The following is a 15,342-nucleotide window of genomic DNA, read 5'->3' on the forward strand; positions in this document are numbered from 1 at the left end:
GCGGTGATGAAAGCCGGCGGTGTGTATGTGCCGCTGGATATCGAATACCCGCGTGATCGCCTGCTGTACATGATGCAGGACAGCCGTGCGCAACTGCTGCTGACCCATTCCAGTGCCTTGCAGCAACTGCCGATTCCCGACGGCATGCAGACGCTGGCTATCGATCGCACCGAGGCGTGGGCCGACTACAGCGACACCGCGCCGGCGGTAAAACTGCACGGCGACAACCTCGCCTACGTGATCTACACCTCCGGCTCCACCGGCCTGCCCAAGGGCGTAGCGGTGTCCCACGGGCCGTTGGTGGCGCACATCATCGCCACCGGCGAGCGTTATGAAACATCGCCGGCCGATTGCGAACTGCACTTCATGTCGTTCGCCTTCGACGGCTCCCACGAAGGCTGGATGCACCCGCTGATCAACGGCGCCAGCGTGCTGGTCCGTGATGACAGCCTGTGGCTGCCCGAGTACACCTACGCGCAGATGCACCGTCACAACGTGACCATGGCGGTGTTCCCGCCGGTGTACCTGCAACAACTGGCTGAGCATGCCGAGCGCGACGGTAATCCACCGAAAGTGCGGGTCTACTGCTTCGGTGGTGATGCCGTGGCCCAGGCCAGCTACGACCTGGCCTGGCGCGCGCTCAAACCGACCTACCTGTTCAACGGCTACGGCCCGACCGAAACCGTGGTCACGCCGTTGCTGTGGAAGGCGCGCAAAGGCGACCCCTGCGGCGCCGTCTACGCGCCAATCGGCACGCTGCTGGGCAACCGCAGTGGCTATGTACTCGATGCTCAGCTCAACCTGCAACCCATCGGCGTCGCCGGTGAGCTGTACCTGGGCGGCGAGGGCGTGGCGCGTGGTTACCTGGAACGCCCGGCGCTGACCGCCGAACGCTTCGTGCCGGACCCGTTCGGCAAACCGGGCAGTCGCATATATCGCAGCGGCGACCTGACCCGTGGCCGCCCGGATGGCGTGGTGGATTACCTCGGGCGTGTCGACCACCAGGTGAAGATCCGTGGTTTCCGTATCGAACTGGGGGAGATCGAAGCGCGCCTGCGTGAACAGGACAGCGTCGGTGAAACGGTGGTCGTGGCCCAGGACGGCCCGACCGGAAAACAGCTGGTGGCCTATGTGGTTCCGGTGTCCGCCCCGTCCAACGAAGCCGAGTTCCGTGACGCGTTGCGTCGCGCACTCAAGGCCCGCTTGCCGGACTACATGGTCCCGGCGCATTTCATCTTCCTGGCGCAAATGCCGTTGACCCCCAACGGCAAGCTCGACCGCAAGGGCCTGCCGCAGCCGGATGCGAGCCTTATGCAACAGGCCTATGTGGCGCCCGAGACCGAGCTGGAACAGCAGATCGCCACGATCTGGGCCGACGTGCTGCGCCTGCCGCAGGTCGGCTTGAACGACAACTTCTTTGAAGTGGGCGGCCACTCCCTGCTGGCCATCCAGATCACCTCCAGGGTCCAGGCCGAGCTGGGCCTGGAAGTGCCGCTGGTGGAAGTGTTCCAGACTGAAACGCTGCGCGCCTATGTGCAGGCGGCTGCCACCTTCCGCGCCGGCAGCGCGGAAGACTTTGATGATCTTCGTGACTTTTTGAGCGAACTAGAGGCGATTTGACCCATGCTTTCCAACCCTAATATCGATCTGGTTTCGCGCTTTCTTCGCCTGCCTCTGGAACAGCGCCAGCAGTTTTACCAGCGCCTGCAAAGCCGGGGCATGAGCTTCGCCCAGTTGCCGATTGCCTCGATCCGCGAGGACGGCCGGAAACTGCCGTTGTCCTACGCCCAGGAACGGCAGTGGTTTCTCTGGCAGTTGGACCCGGACAGTGACGCGTATCACGTCCCCGGCGCCCTGCGTCTGAGCGGCCAGCTGGACAAGGCCGCCCTGCAGCGCAGTTTCGACACCTTGGTGGCGCGCCATGAAAGCCTGCGCACACGCCTGCACCTGGACGCCGAGGCACGTACTCAGGAGGTGCTGGCCCACGGGGTGGTCGAGATCGCCGAAAGCGCAGTCGACGAAGCGCAGCTCAAGGCCTGTGTCGAAGCCGAAATCGCCCGTCCCTTCGACTTGCAGCAAGGCCCGTTGCTGCGGGTCAGTTTGCTCGCAGTGAGCGAAGAGGAGCACGTACTGGTGCTGGTGCAGCACCATATCGTCTCCGATGGCTGGTCGATGGGTGTGATGGTGCAGGAGTTGATGCAACTCTATGCTGCCTACAGCCAGGGCCAGGACTGTGCATTGGTGCCGCTGCCGATCCAGTACGCCGACTATGCGCTGTGGCAACGCAGCTGGATGGAAGCGGGGGAGAAGGCCCGTCAACTGGCGTATTGGCGCGAATTGCTCAGCGGCACGCAGCCAGTGCTGGAATTGCCGTTCGATCAGCCCCGCCCGGCGCAACAGAGCTTTCGTGGTGCGCGTCTGGACATCGCGCTGGAACCGGCACTGGTGGCAGGGTTGAAAGCCCTGGCCCAGGGCGAAGGCGTGACGATGTTCATGCTGTTGCTGGCCACGTTCCAGGCGTTTCTGTACCGCTACAGCGGCCAGCAGGACATCCGCATCGGCGTGCCGATTGCCAACCGCAACCGCGTCGAGACCGAATCGCTGATCGGCTTCTTCGTTAATACCCAAGTGCTCAAGGCCGACCTCGATGGCCACATGAGCTTCGCCCAACTGCTGCAGCAGACCAAGCGCCGTGCGCTGGAGGCCCAGGCCCATCAGGATTTGCCGTTCGAGCAGTTGGTGGAAGCCCTGCAGCCGGAGCGCAGCCTGAGCCATAACCCGCTGTTCCAGGTGATGTTCAACCACCAGGCCAATTCCCCAGCCGCCGCGCAGCAGTTGCCGGGCCTGCGCGTGGCCAACCTGGAATGGGACAGCCACAGCGCCCAGTTCGACCTGAGCCTGGACACCCAGGAAAGCGGCGACGCGATCTGGGCGTCCCTGACCTACGCCACCGACCTGTTCGGCGCCGCCACCGTCGCGCGCATGGCCGAACATTGGCTGAGCCTGTTGCGGGCAGCCGTGGCGAACCCTGCATTGCCCTTGCACGACCTGGCGACACTCAACGCCGCTGAGCGCGAGCAAATACTCGCTCAATGGAACGCCACAGCGCGCGACTACCCCCAAGGGCAGTGGGTGCATCAGTTGATCGAGGCCCAGGTGCAGGCGCAGCCGGATGCGCCGGCGTTGCGCTTCAATGATATGTCGCTCAGTTATGCCGAGCTGAACCGCCGCGCCAACCGCCTGGCCCATCGCCTGATCGAGGCCGGCGTCGGGCCGGACGTATTGGTGGGCCTGGCGGTAGAGCGTTCCATCGAGATGGTGGTCGGCTTGCTTGCGGTGCTCAAGGCCGGTGGCGCCTATGTGCCGCTGGACCCGGAATACCCGCGCGAACGCCTGGCCTACATGCTGGACGACAGCGGGGTGAAACTGCTGCTGACCCAGGCGCACTTGCGTGAACAGTTGCCGATCCCCCAAGGCCTGGAAACCCTGGTGCTGGGCGAGTCTGCCTTCGAGGGCTACAGCGACGCCAACCCAGGCATCGCCCTGGACGGCGAAAACCTCGCCTACGTGATCTACACCTCGGGCTCCACCGGCCAGCCCAAAGGGGCAGGCAACCGTCATTCGGCATTGCTGAACCGCCTGCACTGGATGCAGGAAGCCTACTGCCTCGACGCGAGCGACACGGTGCTGCAGAAGACCCCGTTCAGCTTCGACGTGTCGGTGTGGGAGTTCTTCTGGCCGCTGATGACCGGCTCGCGCCTGGTGGTTGCAGCGCCCGGTGATCACCGTGATCCGGCCAGGCTGATCAACCTGATCAATCAACAGCAGGTCACCACGCTGCACTTCGTGCCGTCGATGCTGCAGGCCTTCCTGCAGGATCCGGCGGTGTCGACCTGCCAAAGCCTGCAGCGCATCGTGTGCAGCGGTGAAGCGTTGCCGGTAGATGCCCAGCAGCAGGTCTTCGCCAAGCTGCCCCAGGCCGGGCTCTACAACCTGTACGGCCCGACCGAAGCCGCCATCGACGTGACCCACTGGACCTGCGTGGACGAAGGCCGCGATGCGGTGCCAATTGGCCGCCCGATCGCCAACCTCGGCTGCTATATCCTCGACAGCCACTTCGAACCCGTACCGGTGGGTGTGCTCGGCGAGTTGTACCTCGGCGGCATCGGCCTGGCCCGGGGTTACCACCGCCGTCCGGCACTCACCGCCGAACGTTTTGTCGCCCACCCGTTCATCCAGGGCGAGCGCCTGTACCGCACCGGCGACCTGGCACGCTATCGCACAGACGGCGTGATCGAATACGCCGGGCGTATCGACCATCAGGTCAAGCTGCGCGGCCTGCGCATCGAGCTGGGAGAAATAGAAGCGCGCCTGCTGGAACACGCGTGGGTCCGCGAGACTGCCGTGCTGGCGGTCGACGGCAAATACCTGGTGGGCTACCTGGTGCTGCATGACGCTGGCGATGATTGGCGCGAAGTTCTCGGCGCCCACCTGGCCCAGCACCTGCCGGACTACATGGTCCCGGCACAGTGGGTGCTGCTGGAGCAAATGCCCCTGAGCCCCAATGGCAAACTCGACCGCAAGGCGCTGCCCAAACCCGAAGCCACCCACCACTACGAAGCCCCGCAAAGTGCCCTGGAACAGCAGATCGCGGCGATCTGGGCCGAAGTGCTGGGCGTCGATCAGGTAGGCTTGAACGACAACTTCTTCGAGCGCGGCGGTGACTCGATCATCTCGATCCAGGTGGTCAGCCGCGCCCGCGCCGCCGGTATCCATTTCACCGCCAAGGCGTTGTTCCAGCACCAGACCGTGCGCAGCCTGGCGCGGGTGGCGCAGTTGCAGGTTGCCCAGGTGTTTGACCAGGGCCCGGTGCAGGGCGAGACGCCGTTGCTGCCGTTCCAGCAGTTGTTCTTCGAGATGGACCTGCCGGACCGCCACCACTGGAACCAGTCCTTGCTGCTGAGGCCACGCGAGCCGGTGCGGGCAGATCGGCTGCAAGCGGCCTTGCACGCCATCGTCCACCACCACGATGTGCTGCGCCTGAGCTTCAGCCAGGCCGCCGAAGGGTGGCGGGCCGAGCATGCAGCCGCCAGCCCTGAGGTGCTGTGGCAGGCCACGGTGGCGCATGCCGACGAGCTGGCCGCGCTGTGCGAAAAAGCCCAGCGCAGCCTCGACCTGCAACAGGGGCCCTTGTTGCGTGCGGTGCTTGCCGAACTGGCCGATGGTTCCCAACGCCTGTTGCTGGTCATGCACCACCTGGTGGTGGACGGCGTGTCCTGGCGGGTGTTCCTCGAGGACCTGCAAAGCCTCTACCGCCAACAGCCGTTACCGGCCAAGACCTCGTCGTTCAAGGCCTGGGCCGAGCGTTTGCAGGCCCATGCCCGCAGCGAAGCGGTACAGCCGCAAAAAGACTTCTGGCTGCAACAGCTCCAGGACGTGCCTACCGATCTGCCCTGCCGTGATCCCCATGGGGCGCGTCCTGGCCGCCTGGCGCAGACAGTGGTCAGCCGACTGGACGCCGAGCACACCCGGCAATTACTGCAACAGGCGCCTGCGGCCTATCGCACCCAGATCAACGATCTGCTGCTGACCGCCCTGGCGCGTGTCATCTGCCAGTGGACCGGGCAGGCTTCCAGCCTGATCCAACTGGAAGGCCATGGCCGCGAAGACCTGTTCGAGGATATCGACCTGACCCGCACCCTGGGCTGGTTCACCAGCCTGTTCCCGGTGCGCCTGACCCCGGCCGAATCCCTTGGCGCCTCGATCAAGCAGATCAAGGAGCAACTGCGCGCCGTGCCGGACAAGGGCCTGGGCTTCGGCGCGCTGCGCTATCTCGGCGACGAGGCCACGCGCCAGGCATTCAGGGCATTGCCGGTGCCGCGCATCACCTTCAATTACCTGGGCCAGATCGACGCCAGCTTTGACCAGCCGGAGGGTTTGTTTGTACTCGCAGCGGAAAGCGCCGGAGCCGAGCAGAGCCCGGAGGCGCCGCTGGGTAACTGGCTGACCCTCAACGGCCAGGTATTCGGCGGTGAACTGCACATGGGCTGGACCTTCAGCCCGCTGATGTTCGAGGCCGCGCAGATCGACGCCTTGAGCCAGGCCTTCAGCCGTGAGCTGACGGCATTGGTGGAACATTGCTGCACCCCCGGCAATCACGGCGTGACGGCTTCCGACTTCCCGTTGTCGCGCCTGAACCAGCAGCAGCTTGAGTCCTTGCCGCTGGCCGCCGATGGGATTGACGACATCTACACCTTGTCGCCCATGCAGCAAGGCATGCTGTTCCACACCCTGTACGAACAGGCTGCCGGCGACTACATCAACCAGATCCGCGTGACGGCCGAGGGCCTGGATGTGGCGCGCTTCCAGCAGGCCTGGGATGCCACGGTGCAGGCCCATGACGTGCTGCGCAGCGGGTTTTTCTGGGAGGGCCAGCTGGAGTGGCCATGCCAGGTGGTGTACCGCGAGGCCCGGCTGCCCATCGAACTGCTCGACTGGCGCGCCATGCCGGAGCCGGAGCTGGCGTTGCAAGACCTGCAGCAAGCCCAGCGTCGCCAGGGCTTTGACCTGGCCAAGGCGCCCCTGGTCCGTCTGGTGCTGGTGCGCACCGACGAGCAACGCCATGAGCTGATCTACACAAGCCATCACATCCTGATGGACGGTTGGAGCAATTCGCGCCTGTTCGGTGAAGTGCTGCAACGTTACGCCGGTGTGGCGGTGCCCGACGCGGCCGGACGCTATCGCGATTACATCGGTTGGTTGCAGCAGCGTGATGCCGGTGCGACCGAAACCTTCTGGCGCGAGCAGTTGAGTGCACTGCAAGCGCCGACTCGCCTGGGCCGCAGCCAGCCCATGGCGGCGGACGGGCACGGCGAGCACGCGCTGAGCCTGGATCGCCCGCTGACAGGGCGCCTCGAGGCCTTCGCCCGCAGCCATAAGGTCACGCTCAACACCCTGGTCCAGGCGGCGTGGCTGGTCCTGTTGCAGCGCCATAGCGGGCAGGCGGTGGTGTCGTTCGGTGCCACCGTGGCCGGGCGCCCGGCAGACCTCGTGGGGGTGGAGCAGCAGATTGGCCTGTTCATCAATACCTTGCCGGTGATCTGCGCAGTGGATGCCCAGCAAACCGTGGCCGACTGGTTGCAAGCGGTGCAGGCGCAGAACCTGGCCTTGCGCGAGCATGAACACACCGGGCTGTACGATATCCAGCGCTGGGCCGGGCAGGGCGGTGAAGCCTTGTTCGACAACATCCTGGTGTTCGAAAACTACCCAGTGTCCAAGGCCCTGGAACAGAGTGGCGGCAGCGGTATTCGTTTTGGCCTGCCGGAGTCCCGCGAGCAGACCAACTTCCCGCTGACGGTGCTGGTGGACGTCGGTGACACGCTGTCGGTGCAGTTCAGCTTTGCGCGTGCGCACTTCGACCCGGACACGGTGCAAACCTACGGCCGCCATCTGCTCAACCTGCTGCAAGCCATGCTCGAGGACGGCCAGCAGCGCCTGGGCGAACTGGCGATGCTCGATGTGGCCGAACGCCGGCAAGTGGTACAGGACTGGAACGCCACGGCGCGGGACTACCCGTTGCAGCACGGCGTGCATCAGCTGATTGAACAGCAGGTGACGCGCACGCCGGACGCCACGGCACTGGTGTTCGCCGAGCAGCGCTTGAGCTACGTCGAGCTGAACTGCCGCGCCAACCGCCTGGCCCATCGCCTGATCGAAGCCGGCGTAGGACCGGACGTGCTGGTCGGCCTGGCGGTGGAGCGTTCCATCGACATGGTCGTCGGCCTGCTCGCGGTGCTCAAGGCCGGTGGCGCCTATGTGCCGCTGGACCCGGAATACCCGCGCGAACGCCTGGCCTACATGCTGGACGACAGCGGGGTGAAACTGCTTTTGACCCAGGCGCATTTGCGTGAGCAGCTGCCGATTCCCCAAGGCCTGGAAACCCTGGTGCTGGGCGAGTCTGCCTTCGAGGGCTACAGCGACGCCAACCCAGGCATCGCCCTGGACGGTGAGAACCTCGCCTACGTGATCTACACCTCGGGCTCCACCGGCCAACCCAAAGGCGCCGGCAACCGCCATTCAGCCCTGGCCAACCGCCTGCAATGGATGCAGGAAGCCTACGGCCTTGACGTCAGCGACACGGTGCTGCAAAAGACCCCGTTCAGCTTCGACGTGTCGGTGTGGGAGTTCTTCTGGCCGCTGATGACCGGTTCGCGCCTGGTGGTCGCCGCGCCGGGGGATCATCGCGATCCGAGCAAACTGGTGCGCCTGATCAATGCCGAGCAGGTCACCACGCTGCACTTTGTCCCGTCGATGTTGCAGGCCTTCTTGCAGGAGTCGACGGTTGCGACTTGCCATACCCTGCACCGCATCGTGTGCAGCGGCGAGGCCCTGCCGGTGGATGCCCAGCAGCAGGTCTTCGCCAAGCTGCCCCAGGCCGGGCTCTACAACCTGTACGGCCCGACCGAAGCCGCCATCGACGTAACCCACTGGACCTGCGTGGACGAAGGTCGCGATGCGGTGCCGATTGGCCGCCCGATCGCCAACCTCGGCTGCTATATCCTCGACAGCCACTTTGAACCCGTACCGGTCGGCGTGCTCGGCGAGTTGTACCTCGGCGGCATCGGCCTGGCCCGGGGTTACCACCGCCGCCCGGCACTCACCGCCGAACGTTTTGTCGCCCACCCGTTCATTCAGGGCGAGCGCCTGTACCGCACCGGCGACCTGGCACGCTACCGGGCAGACGGCGTGATCGAATACGCCGGGCGTATCGATCATCAGGTCAAGCTGCGCGGCCTGCGCATCGAGCTGGGAGAAATCGAAGCGCGCCTGCTGGAACACGCGTGGGTGCGCGAGACCGCCGTGCTGGCGGTCGACGGTAAATACCTGGTGGGCTACCTGGTGCTGCAAAACGCCGGGGACGACTGGCGCGAAGTTCTCGGCGCCCATCTCGCCCAGCAGTTGCCCGACTACATGGTGCCCGCCCAATGGGTGCTGCTGGAGCAGATGCCTCTGAGCCCCAACGGCAAACTGGATCGCAAGGCTTTGCCCAAGGCGGACGCGAGCTTGCACGCGCGGGCGTACGTCGCGCCGCAGAGCGAGCTGGAACAGCAGATCGCCGCGATCTGGGCCGAAGTCCTGGCGGTACCGCGCGTGGGGTTGAACGACAACTTCTTCGAACTGGGCGGCCACTCGCTGCTGGCTACCCAGGTGGTGGTGCGCCTGCGCGAGCAGCTGCACGCCGAATTCGACGTCAAATCGATCTTCACCACCCCGACCCTGGCCGATTTCAGCGCCTATGTGGCAGGCCAGCAGACAAATAATTCGCCGGTGCAGGACGCATTGGCTAAATCCTTGGAGGCTCTCAAACGTCTATCAGCAGAAGATTTGGATAAATTGACTTCCTGAGGGGCGTGGCGTGCAAGCATTAATCGAGTCGGTAGGGTCACTTTCGGCGCAGCAAAAGAAAGCGTTGGCGGTAATGCTCAAGCAGCAAGGCATCAACCTGTTTGAGATTGCCCCGGTTTTCAAGCGCCAGGAAGGTGAGCCTCTTCGGCTCTCTTATGCCCAGGAGCGGCAGTGGTTTTTGTGGCAGTTGGAGCCGCAGAGCCCGGCCTACCATCTGCCGCGCGCCTTGCGCTTGAAAGGCCGCCTGGACCGGGCGGCCTTGCAGCGCAGCTTCGATAGCCTGATCGCCCGCCATGAAAGCCTGCGTACTCACTTGCAGCAGGATGCCGACCAGTTGCTACAGGTGGTCAGCCCCGAGTTGGCGCTGGAAATCGCCTTTGAAAAGGCTGACGCGGCGCAGCTTGAGGCGCTGGTGCAGGCCGAAGTCGCCAAGCCCTTCGATCTGCAACAAGGTCCGTTGCTGCGGGTCAAGTTGCTGCAATTGGCAGCCGATGAGCACGTATTGGTGCTGGTGCTGCATCACATCGTCTCCGATGGCTGGTCGATGCAGGTCATGGTCGACGAGTGGGTGCAGTTTTACGTCGCGTACAGCCAGGGCCATGCTGTGCGCCTGCCGGACCTGTCGATTCAATACCCGGACTACGCCTTGTGGCAACGCAGCTGGATGGAAGCCGGCGAGAAAGAACGTCAGCTGGGCTATTGGCGCGAGCAGTTGGGCGGTGAGCAGCCGGTGCTGGAGTTGCCGCTGGATTACCCGCGACCGGCGGTACAGAGCTATCGCGGTGCACGGCTCGACATGAGCCTGGATGCGGCGCTGGTCACCGGTCTCAAGGCGTTGGCCCAGCGCGAAGGCGTGACACTGTTCATGCTGTTGCTGGCCTCCTTCCAGACCTTGTTGTATCGCTACAGCGGGCAGTCGGATATCCGCGTCGGCGTGCCGATTGCCAACCGCAATCGGGCGGAAACCGAAGGTTTGATTGGTTTTTTCGTCAATACCCAGGTGCTCAAGGCCGACGTCGATGGGCACATGACATTCAGTGCGTTGCTGGCCCAGGTCAAGCAGCGTGCATTGGAGGCCCAGAGTCATCAGGACCTGCCCTTCGAACAGCTGGTCGAGGCGTTGCAGCCCGAGCGTAGCCTGAGCCATAACCCGTTGTTCCAGGTGATGTTCAACCACCAGACCGAAGGCCGCGGGCCGCGCGGCGAGCAGCAGTTGCCGGGCCTGGACGTAGAGGCCCTGGAGTGGGGCAGCCAGAGTGCGCAGTTCGACCTGAGCCTGGATACCCAGGAATCGCCTGACGGCATCTGGGCCTCGCTGACCTATGCCACCGACCTGTTCGAAGCGGCGACCGTGCAACGCATGGCCGAGCACTGGCAACGGGTGTTGCGGGCGGTGGTGGGGCGCGCCGGCACTCGTATTGCCCAGCTCGGGATGCTGGTTGACGGTGAACAACGCAGCCTGCTGCAAGACTGGAACCGCAGCACGGCGGCGTTTGAAGACGTCGCGGGTGTGCACGGCTTGTTCCAGGCCCAGGCCCGGCAGCGGCCTGACGCGGTTGCCCTGTGCCTGGATGACCGGTCCATCAGCTATGCCGAGCTGAACCGCCAAGCCAACCGCCTGGCCCATCACCTCATCGGCCAGGGGGTTGGCCCGGAAGTGCTGGTGGGGGTGGCGGTCGAGCGTTCGTTCGACATGGTGGTCAGCCTGTTGGCGGTGCTCAAGGCCGGTGGCGCCTACGTGCCGCTGGACCCGCAATACCCGCGCGAACGCCTGTTGCATATGCTCGAAGACAGCGGCGTGCGCCTGGTGCTCACCCACGCCCATGTGGCGATGCCATTGCCCGAGGGCATGGCGACGGTCGACCTGGCGGATGCACGCCTGGCGCTGTGCCCTGAGAGCGATCCGCGGGTGTCCGTTGCCGCGCAAAACCTGGCCTACGTGATCTACACCTCCGGTTCCACCGGCAAGCCCAAGGGCGTGGCGATCAACCATGGGGCGCTGACCGAATTCTCCAGTATTGCCGCCGGTTACTCGCGGTTGACCGCCGACGATCGCGTGCTTCAATTCGCTACCCTGAATTTCGATGGGTTTGTCGAGCAGTTGTACCCGGCGCTGACCCATGGCGCCACCGTTGTCCTGCGCGGCCCGGAGCTGTGGGACAGCGCGCGGCTCTACGACGAGATCATTACCCAGGGCATCACCCTGGCCGACTTGCCGACCGCCTATTGGCACCTGTTCCTGCTGGACTGCCTGGCCGCCGGCCCACGCGCCTACGGCGCACTTCGCCAGGTCCATATCGGCGGTGAAGCCATGCCGCTGGACGGTCCGCAGCAGTGGCTCAAGGCCGGGCTCGGTCATGTGCGTTTGCTCAATACCTATGGCCCCACGGAGGCCACTGTTGTATCCAGCGTTCTGGACTGCACGGCAGGCACCGAGCTGATGGGCGCCAGCGCCAGCCCGATTGGCCGTTCGCTGCCAGGTCGAGCGCTGTATGTGCTGGATCGCGATTTGAACCTGGCGCCGCTGGGTGCTGTGGGCGAGCTGTACATCGGCAGCCGCTGCGGTTTGGCGCGTGCCTATCTGAACCGTGCAGTGCTGACGGCCGAGCGTTTTGTACCGGACCCTTTCGGTGAAACCGGCGAGCGCCTGTACCGCACCGGAGACCTGGCGCGCTACCGCGCTGATGGTGTGATCGAGTACGTCGGCCGGGTCGACCATCAGGTGAAGATCCGGGGTTTCCGCATCGAACTGGGCGAGATCGAAACGCTGCTGCTGGCCCAGGAGGGTGTGCGCGAAGCCCTGGTGTTGGCGGCCGAAAACCAGCTCGTGGCGTATCTGGTGTGCGAGCACCACGACGTCGAGGCGCTGAAGTCGATTCTGCGTGAACAGTTGCCGGACTACATGGTGCCTGCGCACCTGATCTTCCTTGAGCGTATGCCCCTGAACCCGAACGGCAAGCTGGATCGCCAGGCGCTGCCCAAACCCGACGCCAGCCAAGCGCAACAGGTATGGGTGGCGCCCGTCACGGAGCTGGAGCAACAGGTCGCCGCCGTCTGGGCAGATATTCTCGGGGCTGAACGGGTAGGGCTGGCCGATCACTTCTTCGAGATGGGCGGCCACTCGCTGCTGGCCATGCAGGTGGTCTCGCGCCTGCGCCAGGTATTGGGCCGTGAAGTGCCACTGAAACTGGTCTTCGAGCAACCGCGTCTCGAAGGTTTCGCCACCGCCCTGCAAGCGCTGCAAGCGCTGGAGGCGCGCGAAGGTGAGCAGGCACCCGCGTTGCTCGCGGTCGGTCGCGAACAGCCGCTGCCGCTGTCCTATGCCCAGGAACGCCAGTGGTTTCTCTGGCAACTGGACCCCTCCAGTGCCGCTTACCATATCCCCAGCGCCTTGCGCCTCAAGGGGGCCTTGGATATCTCGGCCCTGCAACGCAGTTTTGACGCCCTGGTGGCCCGTCATGAAAGCCTGCGCACGTGTGTGCAAGAGCACGCGGACGGTGCGCGGCAAGTGATTCGGCCCGACGCCACTGTGCCGATCCGGCTGGGCAAGGTCGACGAGGCGGATCTGCAGGTGCAGGTCGAAGCCGAGATCGCCCGTCCATTTGATTTGCAGCAAGGTCCGTTGCTGCGTGTGACCTTGCTGCGCCTGGCCGAGGACGATCATGTGCTGGTGCTGGTGCAGCACCACATTGTGTCCGATGGTTGGTCGATGCAGGTGATGGTCGACGAACTGGTGCAGTTGTATGCCGCGTTCAGCCAAGGCCGGGCCCCGCAACTGCCCGGGATGCCGATCCAGTATGCGGACTATGCCGTGTGGCAGCGTGCCTGGATGGAGGCCGGTGAAAAGGCCCGTCAGCTGGATTACTGGCGTGACCTGCTCGGCGGTGAACAGCCGGTGCTCGAGCTGCCGTTCGATCGTCAGCGTCCGGCGCAACAGAGTCATCGCGGCGCGCGCCTGGACGTGCCGCTGCCGGCCACCCTGGCCGCCGAACTCAAGGCCCTGGCCCAGGCACAGGGCGTGACCCTGTTCATGTTGCTGCTGGCCTCGTTCCAGACGTTGTTGTACCGCTACAGCGGCCAGCAGGATATTCGGGTCGGTGTACCGGTCGCCAACCGCAATCGCGTCGAAACCGAGCGGCTGATCGGCTTCTTCGTCAACACCCAGGTGCTCAAGGCCGATATCGATGGGCAGACCACCGTTACCCAGTTGCTGGCCCAGGTCAAACAGCGCGCGCTGGACGCCCAGGCCCATCAGGACCTGCCTTTCGAGCAACTGGTCGAGGCGTTGCAGCCCGAGCGCAGCCTGAGCCTCAACCCGCTGTTCCAGGTGATGTTCAATCACCAGGTCGAAGGGCGTCCAGGGGATGAGCCACAATCCCTGGCCCACCTGCGTATCGAAGGCTTGGCGTGGGACCGGCGTACCGCACACTTCGACCTTGACCTGGATGTTCAGGAAGGTTCGGGCGGGCTCTGGGCGTCACTGGGGTATGCGACCGATCTGTTCGAGGCCTCTACCATCGAGCGCATGGCCTGCCATTGGCAGAACCTGTTGCAGGCGATGGTTGCCGATCAGCAGCAGCTCGTCAGCCAACTGAACCTGCTGGACCAGAATGAGCAACGGCACATCCTTGCACTATGGAATCAGACCGGCGCCGGCTTCAGCGCCGAGCGCCTGGTGCATGAGTTGGTGGCCGACCGTGCGCGGGAAAACCCCACTGCGGTGGCGGTCAAATTCGATACGCAAACCCTGAGCTATGGCGAGCTGGACCGCCAGGCCAACCGCCTGGCCCATGCCCTGATAGCCGGTGGCATCGGCCCCGAAGTGCGGGTGGCGATTGCCATGCCGCGCAGTGCCGAGAGCCTGGTGGCGTTCCTGGCGGTGATGAAAGCCGGCGGTGTGTATGTGCCGCTGGATATCGAATACCCGCGTGATCGCCTGCTGTACATGATGCAGGACAGCCGTGCGCAACTGCTGCTGACCCATTCCAGTGCCTTGCAGCAACTGCCGATTCCCGACGGCATGCAGACGCTGGCTATCGATCGCACCGAGGCGTGGGCCGACTACAGCGACACCGCGCCGGCGGTAAAACTGCACGGCGACAACCTCGCCTACGTGATCTACACCTCCGGCTCCACCGGCCTGCCCAAGGGCGTAGCGGTGTCCCACGGGCCGTTGGTGGCGCACATCATCGCCACCGGCGAGCGTTATGAAACATCGCCGGCCGATTGCGAACTGCACTTCATGTCGTTCGCCTTCGACGGCTCCCACGAAGGCTGGATGCACCCGCTGATCAACGGCGCCAGCGTGCTGGTCCGTGATGACAGCCTGTGGCTGCCCGAGTACACCTACGCGCAGATGCACCGTCACAACGTGACCATGGCGGTGTTCCCGCCGGTGTACCTGCAACAACTGGCTGAGCATGCCGAGCGCGACGGTAATCCACCGAAAGTGCGGGTCTACTGCTTCGGTGGTGATGCCGTGGCCCAGGCCAGCTACGACCTGGCCTGGCGCGCGCTCAAACCGACCTACCTGTTCAACGGCTACGGCCCGACCGAAACCGTGGTCACGCCGTTGCTGTGGAAGGCGCGCAAAGGCGACCCCTGCGGCGCCGTCTACGCGCCAATCGGCACGCTGCTGGGCAACCGCAGTGGCTATGTACTCGATGCTCAGCTCAACCTGCAACCCATCGGCGTCGCCGGTGAGCTGTACCTGGGCGGCGAGGGCGTGGCGCGTGGTTACCTGGAACGCCCGGCGCTGACCGCCGAACGCTTCGTGCCGGACCCGTTCGGCAAACCGGGCAGTCGCATATATCGCAGCGGCGACCTGACCCGTGGCCGCCCGGATGGCGTGGTGGATTACCTCGGGCGTGTCGACCACCAGGTGAAGATCCGTGGTTTCCGTATCGAACTGGGGGAGATCGAAGCGCGCCTGCGTGA

1 protein-coding gene and 1 pseudogene are annotated in these 15,342 nt (G+C 64.7%); both read left to right on the top strand.

Annotation, left to right across the window (positions count from 1 at the left end):
* Positions 1 to 1,620 (top strand): amino acid adenylation domain-containing protein (locus BB029_RS15480; protein ID WP_141696552.1); only part of this gene is annotated, 1,620 nt, incomplete at its 5' end.
* A gap of 3 nt (positions 1,621 to 1,623) precedes the next feature.
* Positions 1,624 to 15,342: pseudogene (locus BB029_RS34285) on the top strand (non-ribosomal peptide synthase/polyketide synthase); the annotation flags it as partial.

Source organism: Pseudomonas sp. S3E12, assembly GCF_001702295.1.
Lineage (GTDB): Bacteria > Pseudomonadota > Gammaproteobacteria > Pseudomonadales > Pseudomonadaceae > Aquipseudomonas > Aquipseudomonas marginalis.